This is a genomic window from Pseudomonas sp. PHC1, from assembly GCF_046487845.1.
In the GTDB taxonomy this organism is placed as follows: Bacteria; Pseudomonadota; Gammaproteobacteria; order Pseudomonadales; family Pseudomonadaceae; genus Aquipseudomonas; species Aquipseudomonas sputi.
Genome location: NZ_JBJXHJ010000015.1, coordinates 45,049 through 70,701 on the forward strand (window position 1 = coordinate 45,049; position 25,653 = coordinate 70,701).

At 61.9% G+C, this 25,653-nt stretch carries 19 protein-coding genes; 10 read left to right on the forward strand and 9 right to left on the reverse strand.

The window, feature by feature from the left end; all coding sequences use genetic code 11:
• Positions 1-41 precede the first annotated feature (41 nt).
• Positions 42-1,532, reverse strand: coding sequence for a leucyl aminopeptidase (locus ACKJSM_RS18615; protein ID WP_410238520.1), 1,491 nt, complete (start codon positions 1,530-1,532; stop codon positions 42-44).
• Between the two features lie 307 nt (positions 1,533-1,839).
• Between ACKJSM_RS18615 and lptF the strand changes: the two genes are divergently transcribed.
• The 8 genes from lptF (at position 1,840) to pdxJ (ending at position 10,239) form a co-directional block, all read left to right on the forward strand.
• On the forward strand, positions 1,840-2,961 hold the full coding sequence (lptF, locus tag ACKJSM_RS18620) for an LPS export ABC transporter permease LptF (RefSeq protein ID WP_236178249.1): 1,122 nt from the start codon (positions 1,840-1,842) through the stop codon (positions 2,959-2,961).
• Positions 2,954-4,015, forward strand: coding sequence for an LPS export ABC transporter permease LptG (lptG, locus tag ACKJSM_RS18625; protein WP_236178250.1), 1,062 nt, complete (start codon positions 2,954-2,956; stop codon positions 4,013-4,015). The genes lptF and lptG overlap by 8 nt, the downstream gene beginning before the upstream one ends.
• Positions 4,016-4,187: 172 nt before the next feature.
• Entirely contained in the window at positions 4,188-5,984 is a 1,797-nt protein-coding gene (gene lepA / locus ACKJSM_RS18630) for a translation elongation factor 4 (RefSeq protein ID WP_039769508.1), read from the forward strand.
• A gap of 9 nt (positions 5,985-5,993) precedes the next feature.
• Positions 5,994-6,848, forward strand: a complete 855-nt coding sequence (lepB, locus tag ACKJSM_RS18635; protein ID WP_064382430.1) for a signal peptidase I — start codon at positions 5,994-5,996, stop codon at positions 6,846-6,848.
• Positions 6,849-7,030: 182 nt separating this feature from the next.
• Complete coding sequence (gene rnc / locus ACKJSM_RS18640; protein WP_011332589.1) at positions 7,031-7,720, forward strand: ribonuclease III; 690 nt, start codon at positions 7,031-7,033, stop codon at positions 7,718-7,720.
• Positions 7,713-8,615, forward strand: a complete 903-nt coding sequence (gene era, locus ACKJSM_RS18645) for a GTPase Era (RefSeq protein WP_011332590.1) — start codon at positions 7,713-7,715, stop codon at positions 8,613-8,615. Before rnc ends, era begins: the two co-directional genes overlap by 8 nt.
• A 154-nt stretch (positions 8,616-8,769) precedes the next feature.
• Complete coding sequence (recO, locus tag ACKJSM_RS18650) at positions 8,770-9,456, forward strand: DNA repair protein RecO (RefSeq protein WP_410238521.1); 687 nt, start codon at positions 8,770-8,772, stop codon at positions 9,454-9,456.
• 39 nt (positions 9,457-9,495) lie between these two features.
• Positions 9,496-10,239: a pyridoxine 5'-phosphate synthase gene (gene pdxJ, locus ACKJSM_RS18655; RefSeq protein WP_064593587.1), complete on the forward strand. Its 744-nt coding sequence runs from the start codon at positions 9,496-9,498 to the stop codon at positions 10,237-10,239.
• Positions 10,240-10,292: 53 nt separating this feature from the next.
• Here the strand turns inward: pdxJ and mltF are convergent, their stop codons facing one another.
• Positions 10,293-11,753, reverse strand: coding sequence for a membrane-bound lytic murein transglycosylase MltF (gene mltF, locus ACKJSM_RS18660; RefSeq protein ID WP_410238522.1), 1,461 nt, complete (start codon positions 11,751-11,753; stop codon positions 10,293-10,295).
• 285 nt (positions 11,754-12,038) lie between these two features.
• Between mltF and purL the strand changes: the two genes are divergently transcribed.
• Entirely contained in the window at positions 12,039-15,935 is a 3,897-nt protein-coding gene (gene purL / locus ACKJSM_RS18665; RefSeq protein ID WP_339485701.1) for a phosphoribosylformylglycinamidine synthase, read from the forward strand.
• A gap of 5 nt (positions 15,936-15,940) precedes the next feature.
• Positions 15,941-16,252 (forward strand): YqfO family protein, encoded by a 312-nt coding sequence (locus ACKJSM_RS18670; protein ID WP_236178254.1) that lies wholly within the window; start codon positions 15,941-15,943, stop codon positions 16,250-16,252.
• A 658-nt stretch (positions 16,253-16,910) separates the two neighbouring features.
• On the opposite strand, the gene nagE is transcribed toward ACKJSM_RS18670, so the two are convergent.
• The 7 genes from nagE to ACKJSM_RS18705 form a co-directional block, all read right to left on the reverse strand.
• Positions 16,911-18,626, reverse strand: coding sequence for an N-acetylglucosamine-specific PTS transporter subunit IIBC (nagE, locus tag ACKJSM_RS18675; protein ID WP_410238523.1), 1,716 nt, complete (start codon positions 18,624-18,626; stop codon positions 16,911-16,913).
• A gap of 23 nt (positions 18,627-18,649) precedes the next feature.
• Positions 18,650-21,163 carry a phosphoenolpyruvate--protein phosphotransferase gene (gene ptsP / locus ACKJSM_RS18680; protein WP_410238524.1) on the reverse strand — a complete coding sequence of 838 codons (2,514 nt, stop codon included), beginning with the start codon at positions 21,161-21,163 and terminating at the stop codon, positions 18,650-18,652.
• Positions 21,164-21,198: 35 nt separating this feature from the next.
• Positions 21,199-22,221, reverse strand: coding sequence for an SIS domain-containing protein (locus ACKJSM_RS18685; RefSeq protein WP_236178257.1), 1,023 nt, complete (start codon positions 22,219-22,221; stop codon positions 21,199-21,201).
• Entirely contained in the window at positions 22,202-23,308 is a 1,107-nt protein-coding gene (gene nagA, locus ACKJSM_RS18690) for an N-acetylglucosamine-6-phosphate deacetylase (RefSeq protein ID WP_236178258.1), read from the reverse strand. Before nagA ends, ACKJSM_RS18685 begins: the two co-directional genes overlap by 20 nt.
• 30 nt (positions 23,309-23,338) lie before the next feature.
• Positions 23,339-24,070, reverse strand: a complete 732-nt coding sequence (locus ACKJSM_RS18695; RefSeq protein ID WP_039769530.1) for a GntR family transcriptional regulator — start codon at positions 24,068-24,070, stop codon at positions 23,339-23,341.
• A gap of 330 nt (positions 24,071-24,400) precedes the next feature.
• Positions 24,401-24,916, reverse strand: coding sequence for a murein L,D-transpeptidase family protein (locus ACKJSM_RS18700; RefSeq protein ID WP_339485690.1), 516 nt, complete (start codon positions 24,914-24,916; stop codon positions 24,401-24,403).
• A 101-nt stretch (positions 24,917-25,017) separates the two neighbouring features.
• Entirely contained in the window at positions 25,018-25,569 is a 552-nt protein-coding gene (locus ACKJSM_RS18705) for an NUDIX hydrolase (protein ID WP_410238525.1), read from the reverse strand.
• Positions 25,570-25,653: the final 84 nt, after the last annotated feature.

The window sequence follows — 25,653 nt, forward strand, 5'->3', positions numbered from 1 at the left end:
ACGGCGCCACCCGAAGGCAGCGCCGCCCAGGTTCATCGGTTTCAGGCTTTGGCGCGATCCAGCAGGTATTGAGTCAGCAACGGAACCGGACGGCCGGTGGCGCCCTTGTCCTTGCCGCCGCTGGTCCAGGCGGTGCCCGCGATGTCCAGGTGCGCCCAGTTCAGGTTCTTGGTGAAGCGCGACAGGAAGCACGCGGCAGTGATGGTGCCGGCTTTCGGGCCGCCGATGTTGGCGATGTCGGCGAACGGACTGTCCAGTTGCTCTTGGTACTCATCGAACAGCGGCAGTTGCCAGGCACGGTCGTCGGCAGCCTTGCCGGCGCTCAGCAGTTGCTCGATCAGTTCGTCGTTGTTGCCCAGCAGGCCCGAAGTGTGGGCGCCCAGCGCAACGACGCAGGCACCGGTCAGGGTGGCGATGTCGATGACCGCTTGCGGCTTGAAGCGCTCGGAATAAGTCAGGGCGTCGCACAGCACCAGACGGCCTTCGGCGTCGGTGTTGAGGATTTCCACGGTCTGGCCGCTCATGGTGGTGACGATGTCGCCCGGGCGCGAAGCGGTGCCGCTCGGCATGTTTTCGGCGCAGGCCAGGATGCACACCAGGTTGATCGGCAGTTTCAGTTCCAGCACGGCGCGCAGGGTACCGAACACGCTGGCGGCGCCACCCATGTCGTACTTCATCTCGTCCATGCCGGCGCCCGGCTTCAGGCTGATGCCGCCAGTGTCGAAGGTGATGCCTTTGCCGACCAGCGCGTACGGCTTCTCGGATTTCTTGCCGCCGTTGTATTGCATGACGATCAGGCGCGGCGGCTGGGCGCTGCCCTGGCCGACGGCGTAGAACGAACCCATGCCCAGCGACTTGATCTTCTTCTCGTCGAGGACTTCGACTTTCAGATCCTTGAACTCCTTGCCGAGGTTCTTGGCTTGTTCGCCGAGGAACGTCGGGTGGCAGATGTTCGGCGGCAGGTTGCCCAGGTTGCGGGTGAACGCCATGCCGTTGGCGATCGCGGTGGCGTGGTTCACGGCGCGCTGCACTTCGGCCTGAGCGGCCTTGATGGTCAGCAGGGTGATTTTCTTCAGGGCGCGCGGTTCGGCTTTCTGGCTCTTGAACGGGTCGAAGGTGTATTCGCCATCGACCAGGGTTTCGGCCAGCAGACGGGTCTTGCCGTAGCTGTCGCGGTTTTTGACGATGATTTCATCGAGTGCCAGCACGGCGTCGCTGCCGCCCAGGCCTTTGAGGGTGTTGAGGATGCCGGCGACGATCTTGCGGAACGGACGGTCGCCCAGTTCTTCATCCTTGCCCACGCCGACCAGCAGCACGCGTTCGGCTTTCAGGTTCGGCAGGCTGTGCAGCAGCAGGCTCTGGCCGACCTTGCCGGCCAGATCGCCACGCTTGAGCACGGCGCTGATGGCGCCGCCGCTCAGTTCGTCGACCTGTCTGGCGGCGACGCCGAGTTTGCGGCCTTCGCCAACGGCAACCACCAGGGTGGCGGTTTTCAACGTTTCTGGGCTAACGCTTTTTACAACCAGTTCCATGTCCGGATCCCTGAATGAATGGTCAACACGCAGGCGTTCGACGTGTCCGCCGTCGCCTGCTTATAGAGAGAAGAGGCGCAGGCCAGTGCCTGCGACAGAGGCGGCAGTTTGAACCTCGCTCACCGCGCCTGACAACCCTCGGTTGTACGATCTTCAACGGATTGCACGCTTGCGTGAGTGTGCGCAGTGACAGGCGCCCTCAATCACAGGATAATGCCGCATCTTTTTTCGACGGCTCTGCCTTGCGGGCCCGTCGATACGTTTGCTTGTTTGGCCGCCTTAGCCTGACAACCCTGGAGTGTCTGGTTTGATCGTCTTCCGTTATCTGTCCCGCGAAGTCCTGTTGACCCTGAGTGCGGTAAGTGCCGTGCTGCTGGTCATCATCATGAGCGGTCGCTTCATCAAATACCTTGCCCAGGCCGCAGCAGGCCAGCTCGATCCGGGATCGCTGTTCCTGATCATGGGCTACCGTCTGCCGGGCTTCATGCAGTTGATCCTGCCGCTGGGGCTGTTCCTCGGGATCCTGCTGGCGTACGGCCGGTTGTACCTGGAAAGCGAGATGACCGTGCTCTCGGCCACTGGCATGAGTCAGCAGCGGCTGTTTCGCATGACCCTGTTCCCGGCCACCCTGGTTGCCCTGGTGGTGGCGTGGCTGAGCCTGGGTCTGGCTCCACAAGGCGCCAACCAGTTCCAGCTGCTGCTGAACAAGCAGGATGCGCTGACCGAGTTCGACACGCTTGAGCCAGGTCGTTTCCAGGCTCTGCGCGACGGTACACGGGTGACTTACACCGAAACCCTTAGCGATGACCGGGTCAATCTCGGCAGCGTGTTCATCTCGCAGAAGAACCTCGGGGCCAACCAGAAGGATCGCGGGATTTCTGTGCTAGTGGCGGAGAAAGGCCGTCAGGAAGTGCGTCCCGACGGCAACCGTTATCTGATCCTCGACAACGGTTACCGCTACGACGGCAGCCCGGGTCAGGCCAACTATCGCGCCATCCACTACGAAACCTACGGCGTGCTGCTGCCCAAGCCGGATGTCAGCGAGGAAGTCACCGATCGTGACGCCATGCCGACCTCGTCCCTGCTGGGCAGTGATGACATCCGCTCGAAAACCGAACTGCAGTGGCGCCTGTCGCTGCCGCTGCTGGTGTTCATCGTGACCCTGATGGCGGTGCCGCTGTCGCGGGTCAACCCGCGCCAGGGGCGTTTCCTCAAGCTGCTGCCGGCGATTCTTCTTTATATGGCTTACCTGACCATCCTGATTGCCGCCCGCGGCGCCCTCGAGAAAGGCAAGATTCCACCGGCGCTCGGCTTGTGGTGGGTGCATGCGATCTTCCTGGCGATCGGTCTCGGCCTGCTGTACTGGGAACCTTTGCGCCTGAAGCTGGCCAGCCGTCGCAGCGCAGCGCTGGAGGTGGCCCGTGGTTAAACTCGACCGCTACATCGGCAGCAGCGTGTTCATCGCCATCATCGCGGTGCTGGCGATCATTCTCGGCCTGGCCACCTTGTTTGCGTTCATCGACGAGATGGGCGACGTCAGTGATACCTACACCCTGGTCGATGTCCTGAGCTTCGTGCTCCTGACCGCGCCGCGCCGGCTCTACGACATGCTGCCGATGGCGGCGCTGATCGGTTGCCTGATCGGCCTTGGCAGTCTGGCGAGCAGCAGTGAGCTGACTGTGATGCGCGCCGCCGGCGTGTCCATCGGGCGCATCGTCTGGGCAGTGATGAAGCCGATGCTGGTGCTGATGCTGGCCGGCGTGCTGATCGGCGAATACGTGGCCCCGGCCACCGAAAGCATGGCCCAGGCCAACCGTTCGCTGGCGCAGGGCAGCGGCGACGCGCAAAGCGCCAAGCACGGCATGTGGCACCGTCAGGGTGACGAGTTCATTCACATCAACTCCGTCCAGCCCAATGGTCGTCTGTATGGTGTGACCCGCTATCACTTCGACAAGGAGCGCCATCTGCTCAGTTCGAGCTTCGCCAAGCGCGCCGAGTTCGACACCGATCACTGGCAGCTCAGCGACGTTACAACCACGCGTTTCAAGGAGCGCAGCACCGAAGTGGTCAATACGCCAGTCGAGCGCTGGGACGTTTCCCTGAGTCCGCAATTGCTGAGCACCGTGGTAATGGCGCCGGAATCGCTGTCGATCACCGGCCTGTGGGGTTACATCCACTACCTGGCCGAGCAGGGTCTGAGCAACGGTCGTTACTGGCTGGCATTTTGGGTCAAGGTGTTGCAACCGCTGGTGACCGCCGCGCTGGTGCTGATGGCGATCTCGTTCATCTTTGGTCCATTGCGTTCGGTGACCCTCGGTCAGCGAGTGTTCACCGGCGTACTGGTGGGCTTCACCTTCCGCATCGTTCAGGATCTGCTGGGCCCATCCAGTCTGGTGTTCGGCTTCTCGCCGCTGTTCGCGGTGCTGGTTCCGGCCGGCGTGTGTGCGCTGGCGGGCGTCTGGCTGTTGCGTCGAGCCGGTTGATGAACAAGGTTTCACCCACGCTTTAGCCTTGAAAACGCCTCGGTCGCCAGACCGGGGCGTTTTTGCATGCAATCCGGGTGACAGGCGAACGTGACGCTTGCGCCGTGTATCAGGTACAATTCCCGGCTATTTTTCGGCGGGCCAAGCCTGCAGCCTTTTTGAGTGTTGATCCGTGAGTGATTTGAGTCATATCCGCAATTTCTCCATCATCGCCCACATTGACCATGGCAAGTCGACGCTGGCTGACCGTTTCATCCAGATGTGCGGCGGCCTGGCCGAGCGTGAAATGGAAGCCCAGGTACTGGATTCCATGGATCTTGAGCGCGAACGCGGGATCACCATCAAGGCCCACAGCGTCACCCTCTATTACAAGGCCAAAGACGGCGTCACCTACCAGCTGAACTTCATTGACACCCCGGGCCACGTCGACTTCACCTACGAAGTCAGCCGTTCCCTGGCGGCCTGTGAAGGTGCGTTGCTGGTGGTCGATGCGGGGCAGGGCGTTGAAGCCCAGTCCGTGGCCAACTGCTACACCGCCATCGAGCAGGGCCTGGAGGTCATGCCGGTCCTGAACAAGATCGACCTGCCGCAGGCCGAGCCTGATCGTGTCAAGGACGAGATCGAGAAGATCATCGGCATCGACGCCACCGACGCCGTCACCTGCAGCGCCAAGACCGGCCTGGGTGTCGACGAAGTGCTCGAGCGTCTGGTCGCCACCATCCCTGCGCCGACCGGCAATATCGAAGATCCGCTGCAAGCGTTGATCATCGACTCCTGGTTCGACAACTACCTGGGCGTTGTCTCCCTGGTGCGTGTGCGTCACGGCCGGGTGAAGAAGGGCGACAAGATCCTGGTGAAGTCCACCGGCAAAGTGCATCTGGTCGACAGCGTCGGCGTGTTCAACCCGAAACACACTGCCACCGCTGACCTGAAGGCCGGCGAAGTGGGCTTCATCATCGCCAGCATCAAGGACATTCACGGTGCACCGGTCGGTGACACCCTGACCCTGAGCTCCACGCCGGACGTTCCGGTGCTGCCAGGTTTCAAACGCATCCAGCCGCAGGTTTACGCCGGTCTGTTCCCGGTCAGCTCCGACGACTTCGAGGATTTCCGCGAAGCGCTGCAGAAACTGACCCTGAACGACTCGTCGCTGCAATACACCCCGGAAAGCTCCGACGCACTGGGCTTCGGCTTCCGTTGCGGCTTCCTCGGCATGCTGCACATGGAGATCATTCAGGAGCGCCTGGAGCGCGAATACGACCTGGACCTGATCACCACGGCGCCGACGGTGATCTTCGAACTGGTGCTGAAAACCGGTGAAACGATTTACGTCGACAACCCGTCGAAGCTGCCGGACGTCTCGTCGATCGAAGACATGCGTGAGCCGATCGTGCGTGCCAACATCCTGGTACCGCAGGAACACTTGGGCAACGTCATCACCCTGTGCATCGAAAAACGCGGTGTGCAGGTCGACATGCTGTTCCTCGGCAATCAGGTGCAAGTGACCTACGACCTGCCGATGAACGAAGTGGTCCTGGACTTCTTCGACCGTCTGAAATCCACCAGCCGCGGCTATGCTTCGCTGGACTACCATTTCGATCGTTACCAATCGGCTAATCTGGTGAAACTGGACGTGCTGATCAACGGCGACAAGGTCGACGCTCTGGCGTTGATCGTGCACCGTGACAATTCGCACTTCAAAGGTCGCCAGTTGACCGAGAAGATGAAAGAACTGATTCCTCGTCAGATGTTCGACGTGGCCATCCAGGCTGCCATTGGCGGTCAGATCGTCGCCCGGACAACCGTCAAGGCACTCAGAAAGAACGTATTGGCCAAGTGCTACGGCGGCGACGTCAGCCGTAAGAAAAAACTGCTTGAGAAGCAGAAGGCCGGTAAGAAACGCATGAAACAGGTCGGCAACGTGGAAATCCCGCAAGAAGCCTTCCTCGCCGTGCTCAGGTTGGAATAGTCAGGTCCTATGTCACTAAATTTCCCGCTGTTGCTGGTCATTGCCGTGTTTGTCTGCGGTCTGTTGGCGTTGCTCGATCTGTTGATCCTGGCACCGCGTCGGCGTGCCGCCATCGCCTCCTATCAGGGCAGCGTCAGCCAGCCTGACGTGGTGGTGGTCGAGAAGCTGAACAAGGAACCGCTGCTGGTCGAGTACGGCAAGTCGTTCTTTCCGGTGCTGTTCATCGTGCTGGTGCTGCGTTCGTTCCTGGTGGAACCGTTCCAGATTCCGTCCGGCTCGATGAAACCGACCCTGGACGTCGGCGACTTCATTCTGGTGAACAAGTTTTCCTACGGGATCCGTTTGCCGGTGATCGACAAGAAGATCATCGAAGTCGGTGACCCGCAGCGCGGCGATGTGATGGTGTTCCGCTACCCGAGTGACCCGAACGTCAACTACATCAAGCGTGTGGTCGGCCTGCCGGGCGACACCGTGCGGTACACCGCCGACAAGCGTCTGTTCGTCAATGGCGAGTCGATTGCCGAGCAACTGGTCGGCTCCGAGCCGGGCACGCTGGGCAGCGCGGAGCTCTACAAGGAAAAACTCGGCGCCGCCGAGCACCTGATCCGCAAGGAAATGAGCCGCTACCGCGCCACGCCGGACCATACCTGGACCGTGCCGGCCGGCCACTACTTCATGATGGGCGACAACCGCGACAACTCGAACGACAGTCGCTACTGGGATGATCCGAACATTCCCAAGGATCTGCTGGGCATGGTTCCCGACCAGAACATCGTCGGCAAGGCCTTCGCGGTCTGGATGAGCTGGCCGGAACCGAAACTCAGCCACCTGCCGAACTTCTCGCGGGTCGGCCTGATCAAGTAAACAAACACGGCGCTGTTGACCACAGCGCCGAATGCATTTCTGGCGTCGGCACAACCGGCTCCGGGGCATGAAGCCACGATATTCAGGACGTCATTTTTGAACACAGCGTTAATTGTCCCAGGCCTGCGCCGTATCCCGGCGATGGCAGTGGAATCCAGCCACGAACTCAGCGTGGGTAAACCGTGAGCGTTTCTCTAAGCCGTCTCGAGCGTCAGCTCGGTTACACCTTCAAGGACCAGGAACTGATGGTCCTGGCCCTTACGCACCGCAGCTTTGCCGGACGCAACAACGAGCGTCTGGAATTCCTCGGCGATGCGATCCTCAACTTTGTTGCCGGCGAAGCCCTGTTCGACCGCTTCCCGCTGGCTCGTGAAGGCCAGTTGTCGCGTTTGCGCGCACGGCTGGTAAAAGGTGAGACGCTGGCGGTGCTGGCCCGCGGTTTCGATCTGGGCGATTACCTGCGTCTGGGGTCCGGCGAGTTGAAGAGCGGCGGTTTCCGACGCGAGTCGATTCTGGCCGATGCCCTTGAAGCACTGATCGGTGCGATCTACCTCGACGCCGGCATGGAAGTCGCCCGCGAACGTGTACTGGCCTGGCTGGCCGGTGAGTTCGAAGGCCTGACGCTGGTCGACACCAACAAGGATCCGAAGACCCGGCTGCAGGAATTCCTGCAATCGCGCGGCTGCGAATTGCCGCGTTATGAAGTGGTGGATATCCAGGGCGAACCGCACTGCCGTACCTTCTTCGTCGAGTGCGAAGTTGTCCTATTGAATGAAAAAAGCCGGGGTCAGGGTGTGAGCCGTCGCATTGCCGAACAGGTAGCGGCCGCCGCAGCACTGATTGCCCTGGGTGTGGAGAATGGCAATGACTGATACAAACGCAACGCGCTGTGGCTATGTTGCCATCGTCGGCCGTCCCAACGTGGGCAAGTCCACGCTGCTGAACCACATCCTCGGCCAGAAGCTGGCGATCACCTCGCGCAAGCCGCAGACCACTCGCCACAACATGCTCGGGATCAAGACCGAGGGCGATGTGCAGGCGATCTACGTCGACACCCCCGGCATGCACAAGGGTGGCGAAAAGGCCCTGAACCGCTACATGAACAAGACCGCTTCGGCGGCGTTGAAAGACGTCGACGTGGTGATCTTCGTGGTCGACCGCACCAAGTGGACTGAAGAAGACCAGATGGTCCTGGAGCGCGTGCAGTACGTGACCGGCCCGCTGATCGTCGCGCTGAACAAGACCGACCGCATCGAGGACAAGGCCGAGCTGATGCCGCACCTGTCGTGGTTGCAGGAACAGTTGCCGAACGCGCAGATCATTCCGATTTCGGCGCAGCAGGGGCATAACCTCGACGCGCTGGAAAAGGTCATCGCCGACCATCTGCCGGAGAACGATCACTTCTTCCCGGAAGACCAGATCACCGACCGCAGCAGCCGTTTCCTCGCCGCCGAACTGGTGCGCGAGAAGATCATGCGCCAGCTCGGCGCCGAGCTGCCGTACCAGATCACCGTGGAAATCGAAGAGTTCAAGCAGCAGGGTGCGACGCTGCACATCCATGCGCTGATCCTCGTCGAGCGTGACGGCCAGAAGAAAATCATCATTGGCGACAAGGGCGAGCGCATCAAGCGCATCGGCACCGAGGCGCGCAAGGACATGGAGCTGCTGTTCGACTCCAAGATCATGCTCAACCTGTGGGTCAAGGTGAAGGGCGGCTGGTCCGACGACGAGCGTGCGCTGCGTTCGCTGGGTTACGGCGACCTGTAAAGCAATACATCGATCCATTGTGGGAGCGAGCTTGCTCGCGAAGACGATGTAACATTCAGCATTGATGTTGACTGTTGCACCGCTTTCGCGAGCAAGCTCGCTCCCACATTGGTTTTGGGTGATGAGTAAACCGCGTTCCCTCAACGAGAAATCCATGTCTCAAGCGCCTCCCGCCCAACCCGCCTACGTCCTCCACTCCCGCGCCTATCGTGAAACCAGCGCGCTGGTGGACTTCCTCACGCCGCACGGTCGGCTGCGGGCAGTGTTGCGCAGTGCGCGGGGCAAGGCCGGGACGCTGGCGCGGCCATTCGTGCCACTGGAAGTGGAGTTTCGCGGCAAGGGTGAGTTGAAGAATGTCGGGCGCATGGAAAGTGTCGGCAACGCAACGTGGATGGTCGGCGAGGCGCTGTTCAGCGGCCTGTATCTCAATGAGCTGCTGATTCGCCTGTTGCCCGCCGAAGACCCGCATCCTGCGGTGTTCGATCATTACGCTGCCACGTTGCTGGCATTGGCCGAGGGGCGGCCACTGGAGCCGCTGCTGCGCTCCTTCGAATGGCGGCTGCTCGATGATCTCGGTTACGGTTTTTCCCTGAACACCGACATCAACGACGAACCCATCGCTGCGGATGGCCTCTACCGTTTGCAGGTGGATGCCGGGCTCGAACGGGTCTACCTGCTGCAACCCGGTTTGTTCAACGGCACCGAACTGCTGGCCATGGCCGAAGCCGACTGGTCGGCACCGGGCGCGTTGTCCGCCGCCAAGCGCTTGATGCGCCAAGCCTTGGCCGTGCATCTGGGCGGTCGTCCGCTCGTCAGTCGCGAGCTGTTTCGCAAGCCCTGATATGCTGTGCGCCGAATCTTTCCATTCAGGAGCGCATCCGTGACCACCAGCAATCGCATTCTTCTTGGCGTGAACATCGACCACGTCGCCACCCTGCGTCAGGCCCGTGGCACGCGCTATCCGGATCCGGTCAAGGCAGCGCTGGACGCAGAAGAGGCGGGCGCCGACGGCATCACCGTGCACCTGCGCGAAGACCGTCGGCACATTCAGGAACGCGACGTGCTGCTGCTCAAGGATGTGCTGCAGACCCGCATGAACTTCGAAATGGGCGTCACCGAAGAAATGATGGCGTTCGCCGAGCGTATTCGTCCGGCGCACATCTGTCTGGTACCGGAGACCCGTCAGGAACTGACCACCGAAGGCGGTCTGGATGTGGCGGGGCAGGAAGAGCGGATCCGGGCTGCGGTCGAACGTCTGTCGAAGATCGGCAGTGAAGTGTCACTGTTCATCGACGCCGACGAGCGGCAGATCGCTGCGTCGAAGCGCGTCGGCGCACCGGCCATCGAACTGCACACAGGGCGTTATGCCGATGCCGAAACGCCTGCCGAAGTGGCTGAAGAACTCAAGCGTGTCGCGGACGGCGTGGCGTTCGGTCTGGCACAGGGCCTGATCGTCAATGCCGGCCATGGCCTGCATTATCACAACGTCGAGGCGGTGGCGGCGATCAAGGGCATCAACGAGTTGAACATCGGTCATGCGCTGGTGGCGCATGCGTTGTTCGTGGGCTTCAAGTCGGCGGTGTCGGAGATGAAGGCGTTGATTCTGGCGGCTGCCAAACACTAAGTTTCAACATCCTGTGGGAGCAAACTTGCTCCCACATTTGTTTTGGGGATGGGTTAAAGCGGGGCGGGCTCTTGAGCGGGCTTCGATTTGTCGATCCCCGGCACATGCAGATTGCCTTCGGCCACCTGATCGCCCTCAAGCTGCGGCTGGGTCACCCACGTCAGGATGTCGTAGTAGCGACGGATGTTCGCCACGAAGTGCACCGGTTCGCCGCCCCGGGCGTAGCCGTAGCGAGTCTTGCTGTACCACTGTTTCTGCGACAGGCGCGGCAGCATTTTCTTCACGTCCAGCCACTTGTCCGGGTTCAGACCTTCCTTCGACGCCAGTTTGCGCGCGTCATCCAGATGGCCGCTGCCGACGTTGTAGGCCGCCAGGGCGAACCAGGTACGGTCCGGCTCCTGGATCGACTCGTCGAGCTGATCCTTTATGTAAGCCAGGTACTTGGCGCCGCCCATGATGCTCTGCTTCGGATCGAGGCGGTTGGACACGCCCATGGCCTGGGCGGTGTTCTGGGTCAGCATCATCAGCCCGCGCACGCCGGTCTTCGAGGTAACCGTCGGTTGCCACAGCGATTCCTGATAACCGATGGCCGCCAGCAGGCGCCAGTCGACTTTCTCTTTCTTGGCGTAGGTCTTGAAGTGCTGTTCGTATTTGGGCAGCCGTTGCTGCAAATGCTGGGCGAAGGTGGTGGCGCCCATGTAGCCGAGCACGTCGACGTGACCGTAATACCGGTCCTTCAGGCGTTGCAAAGTGCCGTTCTTCTGCACCTTGTCCAGATAACTGTTGATCTCGTTGAGCAGGCTGTTGTCTTCGCCGGCGGCCACCGCCCAGCTCTGGCTGCGGGCGTCGCCGAGGTCGAAGGCCACGCGGATGTTGGTGAAGTACACCTGGTTCATCGCCACTTCGTTGGAATCGACCAGCGTCAGGTCGATCTGGCCTTCGTCAACCATGCGCAGCAGGTCGACCACTTCAACGGCGTCGGACTCTTCGTACTGGATGCCGGGATATTTCTGTTTCAGCTCCGCCAGTTGTTCGGCGTGGGTGCTGCCCTTGAGCACCATGATCTTCTTGCCCACCAGATCGCCGGCGTCGGTGGGGCGTGACTGGCCGTTGCGATAGATGATCTGTGGGGTGACTTCGAGGTAGGAGCGGGAGAAACGCACCTGCTTCTTGCGCTGTTCGCTGCTGACCAGGCCGGCGGCCGCCAGTACCGGGCCGTTTGGCTTGCCGACCTGGTTGAACAGGTCATCGAGGTTGTCGGCGGTTTCGATCTTCAGCTCGACCCCCAAATCGTCGGCGAAGCGCTTCACCAGCTCGTATTCGAAGCCGGTTTCACCGCTGCGATCCTGAAAGTAGGTGGCGGGGCTGTTTCGGGTGACCACCCGCAGCACGCCATCCTCCTTTACGCGCTCGAGTGTGTTGGGTTTATCAACACAGCCACTGAGCATCAGGAAGAGTCCGGTAGCGATCAGCCATTTGGCGTACCGCGGACGCAAAGCCGTTGGGGAAAACATGTGCGCAGTATACGCAAAGGACAACGGGCGCCATATCTCGACAGTCGAGGGGTTGTCTGCTAGGCATCACAAAACCGCGCGAAACCCAGCAGAAACGGGCCCGAAAGGCATTTTGTGACAGAAAAAATAACCCGCCTTCCAACACCTCATAAAATTGACCCTCAAGGCAGGAACACCACTCGACATCCGGGTGCAACCGTGCGTAGCGTTTCGGGTGATGTTGAGGGCGGTTTAGGCTAGAATGCACGGCCTCAAAGCACACCCCTTCCCGAGGCTGTCCCGAAGATGTTGATCCTGCGCGGCGCTCCTGCCCTTTCTGCCTTTCGCCACAGCAAACTCCTTGAGCAACTGAGCCAGAAGGTTCCGGCTGTCAGTGGCTTGTATGCTGAATTCGCTCACTTCGCCGAAGTCACCGGCGTCCTGACCGGCGACGAACAGCAGGTGCTTGCGCGCCTTCTGAAGTACGGTCCAAGTGTTCCGGTTCAAGAGCCGACCGGTCGTCTGTTCCTGGTGTTGCCGCGTTTCGGCACCATCTCGCCATGGTCGAGCAAGGCCAGCGACATCGCCCGCAACTGCGGCCTGAGCAAGATCCAGCGCCTGGAGCGCGGCATCGCGTTCTACGTGGCCGGTCAGTTCAGCGAAACCGAAGCGCAGCAGATTGCAGACGTACTGCATGACCGCATGACTCAGATCGTTCTGGCCAACCTCGAGCAGGCCGCCGGTCTGTTCAGCCACGCCGAACCGAAGCCGCTGACCGCCATCGACATCCTCGGCGGTGGTCGCGCCGCACTGGAAAAGGCCAACGTCGAACTGGGCCTGGCCCTGGCCGAAGACGAGATCGACTACCTGGTCAACGCCTTCAACGGTCTCAAGCGCAACCCGCACGACATCGAACTGATGATGTTCGCCCAGGCCAACTCCGAGCACTGCCGCCACAAGATCTTCAACGCCAGTTGGGATATTGATGGCGAGAGCCAGGAAAAAAGCCTGTTCGGCATGATCAAGAACACCTATCAGATGCACAGCGAAGGCGTGCTGTCCGCTTATAAGGACAACGCTTCGGTGATCGTCGGCAACGTCGCCGGCCGCTTCTTCCCGGATCCGGAAACCCGCCAGTACGGCGCGGTGCAGGAGCCGGTGCACATCCTGATGAAGGTTGAAACCCACAACCACCCGACCGCGATCGCTCCATTCCCGGGCGCGTCCACCGGTTCCGGTGGCGAGATCCGCGACGAAGGCGCAACCGGTCGTGGCGCCAAGCCGAAAGCCGGCCTGACCGGTTTCACCGTGTCGAACCTGCAGATCCCGGGCTTCGAACAGCCGTGGGAAGTGCCGTACGGCAAGCCTGAGCGGATCGTCAACGCGCTGGACATCATGATCGAAGGCCCGCTGGGCGGCGCCGCGTTCAACAACGAATTCGGTCGTCCGGCCCTGACTGGCTACTTCCGTACCTTCGAACAATCGATCACTACCCCGCACGGTGACGAAGTTCGCGGTTACCACAAGCCGATCATGCTCGCTGGCGGCATGGGCAACATCCGTGAAGAGCACGTCAAGAAAGGCGAGATCGTGGTCGGCTCCAAGCTGATCGTCCTCGGCGGCCCGGCGATGCTGATCGGTCTGGGTGGCGGCGCTGCTTCCTCCATGGCCACCGGTACCAGCTCGGCGGATCTGGACTTCGCTTCCGTTCAGCGTGAAAACCCTGAAATGGAGCGTCGCTGCCAGGAAGTCATCGACCGTTGCTGGCAACTGGGCGACAAGAACCCGATCAGCTTCATCCACGACGTGGGTGCGGGCGGTCTGTCCAACGCCTTCCCGGAACTGGTCAACGACGGCGACCGCGGTGGCCGTTTCGAACTGCGCAACATTCCAAACGACGAGCCGGGCATGGCCCCGCACGAAATCTGGTCCAACGAATCCCAGGAACGTTACGTTCTGGCAGTCGGCCCGGCCGACTTCGAGCGCTTCAAAGCGATCTGCGAACGTGAGCGTTGCCCGTTTGCCGTTGTCGGTGAAGCTACTGCCGAACCACAACTGACCGTGACCGACAGCCACTTCGGCAACAACCCCGTGGACATGCCACTGGAAGTGTTGCTGGGCAAGGCGCCGCGCATGCACCGTTCGGTGGTTCGCGAAGCCGAGCTGGGCGATGACTTCGATCCGTCGAACCTCGACATCGGCGAAAGCATCGAACGCGTTCTGCACCACCCGGCCGTGGCGAGCAAAAGCTTCCTGATCACCATCGGCGACCGCACCATCACCGGCCTCGTGGCCCGTGACCAGATGGTCGGTCCATGGCAGGTTCCGGTGGCCGACGTGGCCGTCACCGCCACCAGCTTCGACGTCTACACCGGTGAAGCGATGGCGATGGGCGAGCGCACTCCGCTGGCGCTGCTGGACGCACCGGCGTCGGGCCGCATGGCCATCGGCGAAACCATCACCAACATTGCCGCTTCGCGCATCAACAAGCTCTCCGACATCAAGCTGTCGGCGAACTGGATGTCCGCTGCCGGCCACCCGGGCGAAGACGCGCGTCTGTACGACACCGTGAAAGCGGTCGGCATGGAACTGTGCCCTGAGCTGGGCCTGACCATTCCGGTGGGCAAGGACTCGATGTCCATGGCCACTCGCTGGAACGACAACGGCGAAGACAAGACCGTCACCTCGCCGATGTCCCTGATCGTGACCGGTTTCGCGCCAGTGGCTGACATCCGTCAGACCCTGACCCCGGAACTGCGCATGGACAAGGGCACCACCGACCTGATCCTGATCGACCTCGGTCGCGGCCAGAACCGCATGGGCGCCTCGATCCTCGCGCAGGTTCACGGCAAGCTCGGCAAGCAGGCGCCGGACGTCGACGACGCCGAGGACCTGAAGGCCTTCTTCGCGGTGATCCAGGGCCTCAACGCCGACGGCCACCTGCTGGCTTACCACGACCGTTCCGACGGTGGTCTGCTGACCTCCGTGGTGGAAATGGCCTTCGCCGGTCACTGCGGCCTGAGCCTGAACCTCGACAGCGTTGCTGAATCCTCGGCAGAAATCGCCGCGATCCTGTTCAACGAAGAACTGGGGGCCGTGATCCAGGTTCGCCAGGACGCCACCCCGGACATCCTCGCGCAGTTCAGCGCTGCCGGTCTGGGCGACTGCGTGTCGGTGATCGGTCAGCCGATCAACAATGGCCAGATCAACATCACCTTCAACGGTGACACCGTGTTCGAAGGCCAGCGTCGTCTGCTGCAACGTCAGTGGGCCGAGACCAGCTACCAGATCCAGCGTCTGCGCGACAACGCTGACTGCGCCGAGCAAGAGTTCGATGCGCTGCTGGAAGAAGACAATCCAGGCCTGAGCGTCAAGCTGAGCTACGACGTCAACCAGGACATCGCTGCGCCTTACATCAAGAAAGGCATCCGCCCTCAGGTTGCGGTACTGCGTGAGCAGGGCGTCAACGGTCAGGTGGAAATGGCGGCGGCCTTCGACCGCGCCGGTTTCAATGCGATCGATGTGCACATGAGCGACATTCTGGCCGGCCGTGTCGACTTGAACGAGTTCAAAGGTCTGGTGGCCTGCGGTGGTTTCTCCTACGGCGACGTTCTCGGCGCCGGTGAAGGCTGGGCCAAGTCTGCGCTGTTCAACAGCCGTGCCCGCGATGCGTTCCAGGGTTTCTTCGAGCGTAACGACAGCTTCACCCTCGGCGTGTGCAACGGTTGCCAGATGATGTCCAACCTGCACGAGTTGATCCCGGGCAGCGAATTCTGGCCGCACTTCGTGCGCAACCGCTCCGAGCAGTTCGAAGCGCGCGTGGCGATGGTGCAGATCCAGGAATCGAACTCGATCTTCCTGCAGGGCATGGCCGGTTCGCGCATGCCGATCGCCATCGCTCACGGTGAAGGCCATGCCGAATTCGAAAGCGAAGAGGCACTGCTCGAAGCCGATCTGTCCGGTTGCGTGGCAATGCGCTTCGTCGACAACCACGGCAAGGTCACCGAAGCCTACCCGGCCAACCCGAACGGCTCGCCGCGCGGGATCACCGGCCTCACCAGCCGCGACGGTCGTGTAACGATCATGATGCCGCACCCGGAACGTGTGTTCCGTGCCGTGCAGAACTCTTGGCGTTCGGAAGACTGGAACGAAGACGCGCCTTGGATGCGTATGTTCCGTAACGCTCGTGTGTGGGTGAACTAAGCGCTGTGTACAAGCTCGCGTTTTTTGTTCCCGACAGCCATGTCGAGGTGGTCAAGGAGGCTGTATTCGCTGCCGGTGGCGGGCGGATCGGTGACTATGACCACTGTGCGTGGCAGGTGCTTGGATCTGGTCAGTTTCGGCCTTTGGACGGTAGTCAGCCGTTCATTGGTGAGGCGGGGCGGGTTGAGCGGGTCGAGGAGTGGAAGGTTGAGCTTGTTGTTGGCGATGAGTTGATTCGCGCGGTAGTGGCGGCTCTTAAGTTGAGCCATCCCTACGAGACGCCGGCTTATGAAGTGTGGCGGTTGGAGGATTTTTGATCTTCCTTGGCTGCTGAAATGGAAAGCCCGCTGAGAGTGATTTCAGCGGGTTTTTTGGTTTTTTGGGTTTGGGTTTGGGATTGAGTGAATATCCGTTGCTGCGGTAACGGCTTCTTATGGTTTCGCCCTTACGGCGAGTCACTTTTTTCAAACGCCAAAAAAGTAACCAAAAACGCTGGGCCCCGGCGTTCGGCACCTCGCTGTGGCTCGGTGTTCCTTCGTTCCGGGATTCATCCGGGGGCATCGCCTACGGTTTGCTTCGCTGCACCTCCTCTCGATGCATGCGGCTGCGCCGCACGGTCGCTGCGCTCCCACCCCCGGATGAATCCCTCCACTCAGCCTTCCGATGGGGCCGGCACGTCAAAAGCTTTACTCGAGCTAACGCTCATCGTGTTGAGTGGTGGGGAGCGAAAGCAGAAGCGGAAGTTGAAGCAGGAGCAGGAGCAGAAGAAGGGGAGGAAGCAAAGGAGGCAGAGGAAGCACGAGTCGAGTTGCATGTGTTTCAAACCCGAGTTCACCTCGGTTTTTCACGTCGGCGCACCTCTCCCAAACAACGCGGTCAGTCTCCTCTCCCTCCGGGAGAGGGTTAGGGTGAGGGGACTTCTGCGACCGTACAAAGATGCATCGAATCCCCCCACCCATCGATTCAGAGGTCGCCCTAAACCTTGGCACTCACCTCACTCCGATTGACCAACCCCTCAAGCGCCGCACTCAAGCTCTGCGCCCGTTCGCCCACCAGCAAGTGCCACACGCCGTCTTCCAGTGCGCTCACACCCAGACATCCAAGTTCTTTCAATCGGCTTTCCGACAGCGCTTTGCCATCGGCCAGTTGCAGGCGGATCCGGCTCATCGCGATGCAGTCCAGTTGCAGCACATTGTCGCTGCCGCCCACTGCAGTCAGCCATTGCTGTGCCAGCGGAGTGGCGACTGCGATGGGCTCGCTGGTTTCGACGACGTCGGCAGGAGCAGCCACTACGGTTCGGCCCAATGCGGGCATCGCCAGGCGGATTTCGTCGGCAATGCTGTCGGCCATCGGCCCGACGACCACCTGCAAACTGCCGCCCTTGCCCGGACGTACCACGGCCATTGCACCCAGTGCTTTCAAATCGGCATCGGAGGCTTTGTTGCGATCGACCATTTCCAGTCGCAGGCGCGTGGTGCACGCGCCGACGGTGACCAGATTCTCGGCACCTCCCAAGGCTTTGATGTACGCAGCGGCGCGCTCGTTTTCTGTCAGCACGGATCTCTCGGCAGCGGCCACGTCTTCGCGCCCCGGGGTTTTCAGGTTGAAGCGGCGGATGCAGAAATCGAACACCGCGTAGTAGATGACGGCATACGCCAGGCCCACCGGCACCACCCGCCAGCCATTGGTCGAGCGTCCCCAACCCAGCACCATGTCGATGAAACCGCCGGAGAAGGTGAAGCCCAGATGGATGTTCAAGGCGTTGGTGATTGCCATCGACAGGCCGGTCAGCAGCGCATGCAGCAGGAACAGCAGCGGTGCGAGGAACATGAAGGCGAACTCGATGGGTTCGGTGACGCCGGTGAGGAACGCGGTCAAGGCCATCGACAGGAAAATCCCGCCCATGACTTTGCGCCGCTCCGGCAGGGCGTTGCGGTACATCGCCAGGCAAGCGGCGGGGAGGCCGAAGATCATCACCGGGAACATGCCGGTCATGAACTGGCCGCCCTTCGGGTCGCCGGCGAAGTAGCGTGAAAGGTCACCGGTGACCAGTGCGCCGGTGGTCGGGTCGGTGAAGTTGCCGAACACGAACCACGCCATGTTGTTGAGGATGTGGTGCAGGCCGGTGACGATCAACAAGCGATTGAACACCCCAAAGACGAAGGCACCGAAGCTGCCGCTTTCCATCAGCAGGGTGCCGAAGCTGTTGATGCCGTGCTGGATCGGCGGCCAGATGTAGCCGAACAGCACGCCCAGGCCAACCGCGCTGAAACCGGTGACGATGGGGACGAAGCGCCGGCCGCCGAAGAACGCCAGGTAGTCCGGCAGCTTGATGTCCTTGAAGCGGTTGTACAGCGCGCCGGCCATCAGGCCGCTGACGATCCCGGCGAGCATGCCCATGTTGATGCCGGCATCGAGCACCTTCAGTGTGGAGATCATCACCAGGTAACCGATCACCCCGGCGAGGCCGGCGGTGCCGTTGTTGTCCCGGGCGAAACCGACCGCGATGCCGATGGCGAAGATCATCGCCAGGTTGGCGAAGATCACCTGGCCGGCGTCGTGGATGATCGCGATGTTCAGCAGGTCGGTGTCGCCCAGGCGCAGCAGCAGGCCGGCGATCGGCAGGATCGCGATCGGCAGCATCAGCGCGCGGCCGAGGCGTTGCAGGCCTTCGATGAAGAGTTGGTACATGGCGTTTGTCCTTGTTGTTTTTGTTAGCGCAGTGGCCAATGTTGATGACAGGCATGACGCACCGCCGCGGCGCTGCTCAGCTTGAGCAGATCCCGGGCGAGGCGTTGGCATTCGGCTTCGTGCAGTTGGCGCACGCGATCCTTGATTTCGCCGATCTGCACCGGGCTCACCGACAGTTCGGTCACGCCCAGGCCGATCAACACCGGCGTCGCCAGCGGATCGGACGCCAGGGCACCGCACACGCCGACCCAACGTTTATGCACTGCTGCACCTTCGCAAGTCATGGCGATCAGGCGCAGCAACGCCGGGTGCAAGGCATCGACCCGTGCGGCAAGGCCGGCGTGGTCGCGATCCATGGCCAGGGTGTATTGCGAAAGGTCGTTGGTGCCGATGGACAGAAAGTCCGCGTGTTCGGCCAGTTGCTCGGCTTGCAGGGCGGCGGCCGGGACTTCGATCATCACGCCGATTTCCGGTCGTTGATTGACGCCCAGTTCCAGGCACAGGGCATCGACCCTTTGGCGGATGGACAGCAGTTCGTCGACTTCGGTGACCATCGGCAGCAGGATCCGGCAGCGCTGCAGCGGGCTGACCTGCAGCAGTGCGCGCAGTTGCTGATCGAGGATTTCCGGGCGGGCCTGGGCCAGGCGAATGCCGCGCAGGCCGAGCACCGGGTTGGCCTCGACCGGCAGCGGCAGGTAATCGAGTTGTTTGTCGCCGCCGACGTCGATGGTGCGGATGATCACTGACTTGTCGCCCATGGCATCGATCACGGCTTGATAGGCAGCTCGTTGCTCTTCGACGTCCGGCGCAGTCTGGCGATCGACGAACAGAAACTCGGTGCGCAACAGGCCGACGCCGTCGGCGCCATTGGCAAACGCATCGGCCGCTTCATGGCTGGAGGCGACGTTGGCGACCACTTCGATGGCCACGCCGTTGCGGGTTTCGGCCGGCAGGTGGGCCTGGGCTTGCTGGGCGTCGCGCCGTTGTTGGCGGTCGATCTGCGCCTGCCGGACTTCGGCCAGGCGCTCGGCATTCGGCGTCAGCTCGAGGCGACCGCCGTCGGCGTCGAGGACCACCGACAGGCCTGGCGCTTGATCGAGCAGCGCCGCGCCCAATGCGACCATGCACGGCAAGCCTTTGCCCCGGGCCAGAATCGCTACGTGGGACGTCGCGCCCCCTTCGGCCATGCACAAACCGGCGACACCTTGGGCGCTCAGTTGCAGCAGGTCCGAGGGTGTCAGTTCGTGGGCGGCGACGATGGCGCCGGCCGGCACGTCGTAGTGCCAGGCTTCGCCGAGCAGGGCGCGCAGCACTCGCTGCTTGAGGTCACGAAGATCATTGGCGCGCTCGGCCAGCAGCGGGCTACCGGTGTTTTGCAGCACTTGGCATTGCGCGTCGATGGACTGACTCCAGGCGTGGGTCGCCGCCGTGCCGGTTTCGATCGATTGCTGCGCGGTGTCGAGCAGGGCCGGGTCTTCCAGCAGGGCCAGGTGCGCGGCGAAGATGGCTTCTTCGTCGGTATTGCGCTGTTTTTTCGCCTGGGCGAGGGTGCCGGCGATTTCGCTGCGAACCTGATTCAGCGCCGTGTCGAGAATCTGCAATTGCTGCTCGGGCTGATGATCGCCAGCGTCCGCCGGCAGACTGATCGCGTTCAAGCGAAACAGCGGCCCACCGACCAGACCCGGCGCGGCGCACACACCGTGCAACACGCCAGCCTCGGCCGGGCGATTGCGTGGGGCGGCAGCAACCGGTGCGGCGGCGTGATGGTCTTCGGGCAGGGCGGTGGCCAGGGCGGCGAGCAAGGCTTGCAGCGCAGCCTGTGCGTCCGGGCCCTGGCAACTGACTTGTACTTCGTCCTGTTCGCCAATCGCCAGGCCCATCAAACCGATGAGGCTGTTGCACGGCGCCGACTTGCCGGCGAAATGCAGCTGCGAATGGCTCTTGAACCCTTGCGCCGTCTGACGGATCAACGCCGCCGGGCGCGCATGCAGACCGCCGCGATGGGCGACCTGCACGTTACCGAGCACTTCCGTGCCGCCGAGTTCTTCTGCATTCGCCGCTGTGCTGTGACGAGCGATGATGTGCAGCAGCGGCTCGCCGACCTTCACCGTTTTCAGGGTGATGGGGCGCGCCTGGAAATCCTGGCTGTTGGTCAGGATCAGCAGGCTGACCAGGCTTTTGCACTGGCGGCCGACCTTGTCCAGGTCATAGCGCAGCAGCGGCTGGCCATGGCTGACCCGCGCGCCTTCCTTGACCAGCATCGAGAAGCCTTCGCCCTGCAACTCCACCGTGTCCAGGCCCAGGTGCAGCAACAGCTCGGCGCCGTTGTCGGCGCGTACGGTCAGTGCATGGCCGGTGCGGGCGACGTGGATCACCACGCCGGCGCAGGGCGAATACAGGGTGTCGTTCAGCGGATCGATGGCAATGCCGTCGCCCATCGCGCCGCTGGCGAACACCGCGTCCGGGACTTTGGCAAGCGTGAGCACCGGGCCGCTGAGCGGGGCGCTTAAAGTCAGCTCTTTATTGTTGTTGTGCATGGCTCGGTCTCATCAGGAAAACGTTCGGTTCGGATTCAGTGCGTACGGGTGACTTTGCTCAGGTGTCGCGGCTGATCCGGGTCCATGCCACGGGCCACGGCCAGACCGGCCGCCATCACGTAGAAACTCTGGATCGCCAGGATCGGATCGAGGGCCGGGTGCTCGGCACGGCTGAGGGTCAGGTCGCGTTCGCTCACGTCATCCGGCGCGGCCAGCAGCACGCGGGCGCCGCGTTGACGCATCTCGGCCGCCAGGCTCAGCAGGCCGGCCTGCTCGGCACCGCGCGGGGCGAACACCAGCAACGGGTAGTGCTCGTCGATCAGGGCCATCGGACCGTGACGGACTTCGGCGCTGCTGAAAGCTTCGGCCTGGATCGCCGAGGTTTCCTTGAATTTCAGTGCGGCTTCCTGGGCGATGGCGAAACCGGCGCCACGGCCGATCACCATCAAGCGCTCGCAATCACGCAGGGCGTCGATGGCCAGGCTCCAGTCCTGTTGCGCAGCTTCGCGCAGACCTTCGGGCAGGGCGTTGTGCGCCTCCAGCAATTCGGCGTCTTCTTTCCAGTGGGCGATCAGGCGGGCGCTGGCGCTGAGGGTGGCGATGAAACTCTTGGTTGCGGCGACGCTGCTTTCGGTGCCGGCCAGCAACGGCAGGCTGAATTCACAGGCAGCTTCCAGCGGCGAATCGGCGGCGTTGACCATCGACACGCTCAAGGCGCCGCGCTTGCGCAGCAGGCGCAGGCTGTTGACCAGATCCGGGCTCTGGCCCGACTGGGAAAACGCGAACGCGACCTGACCGCTGACCTTCAAAGGCGCCTGTTGCATGGTCACCACGGACATCGGCAACGACGCCACCGGAATCCCCAGTTGCTGCATGGTCAGGTAGGCGAAGTAGCTCGCCGCATGATCGGAGCTGCCACGGGCGACGGTCATTGCCACTTGCGGCGGCTGACGGCGCAGACGCCCGGCGATCTCGATCATTGAAGGGTCGAGTTGTTGCAGTTGGGCTTGCACGGCCTCGAACGAGGACAGCGCCTCCTCAAGCATTTTTGAAGTCAATGTCTTCTCCTTCGACCATGACGGCGGTCAGTGTGAGTGAGCGATCCAGCCGCACGCAGTCGGCCCAGGCGCCAGGTGCAAGGCGCCCGCGTTCGGTGATGCCGAGGTAGTCGGCGGGGAATTGCGAAAGACGTTGCGAGGCCTCGGCGACCGGCAGGCCGATCTTCACCAGATTGCGCAGGGCCTGATCCATGGTCAGGGTGCTGCCGGCCAGGGTGCCGTCCGCCAGCCGCACGCCGCCCAGGCATTTGGTGACGGTGTGGCTGCCGAGCTTGTACTCACCGTCGGGCATGCCGGCGGCGGCGGTGGAATCGGTGACGCAGTACAGGCACGGAATCGAGCGCAGGGCCACGCGGATCGCGCCGGGGTGCACGTGCAGCAAGTCCGGGATCAGCTCGGCGAATCTGGCGTGGGCGAGTGCGGCGCCGACGATGCCCGGCTCGCGGTGATGCAGCGGGCTCATGGCGTTGTACAAATGGGTGAAGCTGGTGGCGCCGGCTTCGAGGGCGGCGACACCTTCCTCGTAACTGCCGAGGGTATGGCCGATCTGCATGCGGATGCCACGGCGGCTCAGCTCACGAATCAAACCGTCATGGCCGGCGATTTCCGGGGCGATGGTGATCACCCGGATCGGAGCCAGTGCCAGATAGGCTTCGACCTCGGCCATCAACGCGGTGTGGGCGAAGTTTGGCTGGGCGCCGAGTTTGCCGGGATTGATGTACGGGCCTTCGAGGTGCACGCCGAGGACCCGGGCGGAACCTCTCGGACGCTGTTCGCAGAACTCGCCTACATCCTTGAGCACGCTGGCAATCTCGGCACTCGGCGCGGTCATGGTGGTGGCGAGCAGCGAGGTGGTGCCGAAGCGCACATGGGTTTTGGTGATGGTCTCGAAGGCGCTGGCGCCTTCCATGATGTCCTTGCCGCCACCGCCGTGGACGTGCAGGTCGATGAAACCCGGCAGCAGATAAGGCAGATCATTGGTTGCCGGATCGCAAGGCACACCTTCGATCGACACGACTCTGCCGTGTTCGTGGATCAGCCGGCCGCGAACCCAGCCGTCAGCGGTGAGGATGTTGTCTTCGGACATTTCGCTTCTCTCGTTTGGCCTGGCTGCTGATCAGCGGCGAAGCTCTGCAACAAAGTCGTAGTAGTCGTTGCGGCAATAGGTGTCGGTGACTTCGATCGGCGTGTTGTCTTCCAGGTAGCCGACCCGGGTCATCAGCAGCATCGCGGTGCCGGGGGCGATGCCGACCAGTGCGGCGAACTCGTCCGAAGCGTTGATCGCCTGGATGTGCTGCAAGGCGCGCACGATCGGTTTGCCGATGCTGTCGAGGTGTTCGTAGAGGGAATCGCCCACCACTTGCGGCTTGGGCATGATCGAGGCGGGCAGGGTGCTCATCTCGATGGCCATCACGGTGTCGTCGGCCTTGCGCAGGCGCTTCATGCGCGCAACCTTGTCGTTCGGCGACAGGCCGAGGCGGATCAGTTCTTCGTGGGTGGGCAGGGTGATTTCCCGCTCCAGCCATTGCGAGCTGGGCACAAAGCCCTTGAGGCGCAGCATTTCGCTGAAGCCCGACAGGCGCGACAGCGGTTGTTCCAGGCGTGGGGTGATGAAGGTGCCGGAACCTTGCAGGCGGCGGATCAAGCCTTGATCGAGCAGGACTTCCAGCGCCTTGCGCGCGGTCACCCGGGAAATCCCCAGCAGTTCGCTGAGGTTGCGCTCCGATGGCATCGCCTGTTCGGCTTTCCACTGGCCGGCATGGATCGCCGCCTCCAGGTTGCGCGCCAGTTGCAGGTACAGCGGCGTCGGCTGGGAGTCGTCAGGGCGCAGGGCGTGGAGATCGTTCATGCAGGGCACTTCCGGAGCTGATATTGGATTGTTTTCGCTCGCTGTTTCGGCGAAAACTAATACCACTTGAATACCATGTCAACGCAGTGGAAAAGCCTGTAGTCCTTTGGGTTTGGGTGTTTGGGGGCGGGTGGTTCTAAGTGGTATTAGAGGTGGGCTCGGCAAAGCAAAAAATCGCAGTCTGCGGCAGTTCTTCCGGGTGAAAGTGGTATCACCGTTGAACAAGTGCCGCAGGTTGCGATTTATTTGAATTTATTTGTGGCGGGCGACCAATGGTCGAGAAAAAGGGCCACTTTGTGGCCCCGTAGAGCGTGTAGCCTTGTTACTGAATCAAGGGCGGATTTCGATCATCGTGCCATCCGGCACCAGGTTCCAGACTTCGCGCATGTCGACGTTGCGCATGGCGATGCAGCCGTCGGTCCAGTCCAGGGTGTGAAACAGTTGTTCGGGCGTTTCCTCGGAGTCCGGCGTGCCGTGAATCATGATCATCCCGCCCGGCTCGACGCCTTCACGGCGGGCACGGGCAGAGTCGCTGATGTTCGGGTAGGAGATGTGCATCGACAGGTTGAATTTTTCACTGGTCTTGCGCCAGTCGATCCAATAGAAACCTTCCGGTGTACGTTTGTCGCCTTCAATCAGTTTCGGGCCCTTTTTCGCGCCTTTGCCCAAGGAAATACGGTAGCTCTTGAGTGGCTTGCCGTCGGCGATCAACTGCAGTTGATGAGCCGATTTGAGCACCAGTACTTTTTCGATGAACGGGGTGTTCGAAGGTGTCACGGTGGTCACGAATGACGCTTGGGAAACGGTGACGAACGACAGGCAAAACAGGGCAAGCAACCAGCGCATTGAAACGTTCCCCAGCAATGAAGCAGATACTTTATTTATAGATAGTGTGCAGGCGCTGTCGCGGGCTGCGTTAGCCGGTTATCGGCCGGTCGCCGTCGAAATCAAGTGATGGCCGGTTGAGCCAGTGGCGGGATCGATTCGGAGCGAACCGGATAGACCTCGACGCGCCGGTCAGCAAAGAAGCATTCCAGAGTACGGCCCACCGTGCGAAAAGCCAGCTCGTCCCAGGGAATGTCCGCTTCGTCGAACAATTGCACTTCCAGGCTCTCGGGGCCAGCGGCAAAGTCCAGATCCGCCAGCTCGGCGCGGAAAAACACATGCACCTGACTGATGTGCGGTACGTCGATCAGGGTGTAGATGCTCAGATTGCGCACCCGGGCGCAGGCTTCTTCGGCGGTTTCGCGGATAGCGGCCTGTTCGATGGTCTCGCCGTTCTCCATGAAGCCGGCAGGCAGTGTCCAGTAGCCCAGGCGTGGCTCGATGGCGCGGCGACACAGCAGGACCTTGGTGCCCCAGGTCGGTATACAACCGGCCACGATATTGGGGTTCTGGTAGTGAATCGTCTGACAGCTGTCGCAGACGAATCGCAGCCGCGAGTCGCCTTCGGGAATGCGCTGGGTCACCGGGTTGCCGCACTGGCTGCAAAATTTCATGCTGGGGTTCCTGAATGCTGCGCCTATCTTGGCGTGCAGCGGTGTCGGTCGGCAAGTTGTCGTTTCGCGACATGTCCCCCGTTC

Coding starts and splice junctions, on each gene's coding strand:
- ACKJSM_RS18615 (WP_410238520.1), bottom strand. CDS start 1,532: ATGGAACTGGTTGTAAAAAGCGTTAGCCCAGAAACGTTGAAAACCGCC.
- lepB (WP_064382430.1), top strand. CDS start 5,994: ATGTCACTAAATTTCCCGCTGTTGCTGGTCATTGCCGTGTTTGTCTGC.
- era (WP_011332590.1), top strand. CDS start 7,713: ATGACTGATACAAACGCAACGCGCTGTGGCTATGTTGCCATCGTCGGC.
- recO (WP_410238521.1), top strand. CDS start 8,770: ATGTCTCAAGCGCCTCCCGCCCAACCCGCCTACGTCCTCCACTCCCGC.
- mltF (WP_410238522.1), bottom strand. CDS start 11,753: ATGTTTTCCCCAACGGCTTTGCGTCCGCGGTACGCCAAATGGCTGATC.
- purL (WP_339485701.1), top strand. CDS start 12,039: ATGTTGATCCTGCGCGGCGCTCCTGCCCTTTCTGCCTTTCGCCACAGC.
- nagE (WP_410238523.1), bottom strand. CDS start 18,626: ATGTACCAACTCTTCATCGAAGGCCTGCAACGCCTCGGCCGCGCGCTG.
- ptsP (WP_410238524.1), bottom strand. CDS start 21,163: ATGCACAACAACAATAAAGAGCTGACTTTAAGCGCCCCGCTCAGCGGC.
- nagA (WP_236178258.1), bottom strand. CDS start 23,308: ATGTCCGAAGACAACATCCTCACCGCTGACGGCTGGGTTCGCGGCCGG.
- ACKJSM_RS18695 (WP_039769530.1), bottom strand. CDS start 24,070: ATGAACGATCTCCACGCCCTGCGCCCTGACGACTCCCAGCCGACGCCG.
- ACKJSM_RS18700 (WP_339485690.1), bottom strand. CDS start 24,916: ATGCGCTGGTTGCTTGCCCTGTTTTGCCTGTCGTTCGTCACCGTTTCC.
- ACKJSM_RS18705 (WP_410238525.1), bottom strand. CDS start 25,569: ATGAAATTTTGCAGCCAGTGCGGCAACCCGGTGACCCAGCGCATTCCC.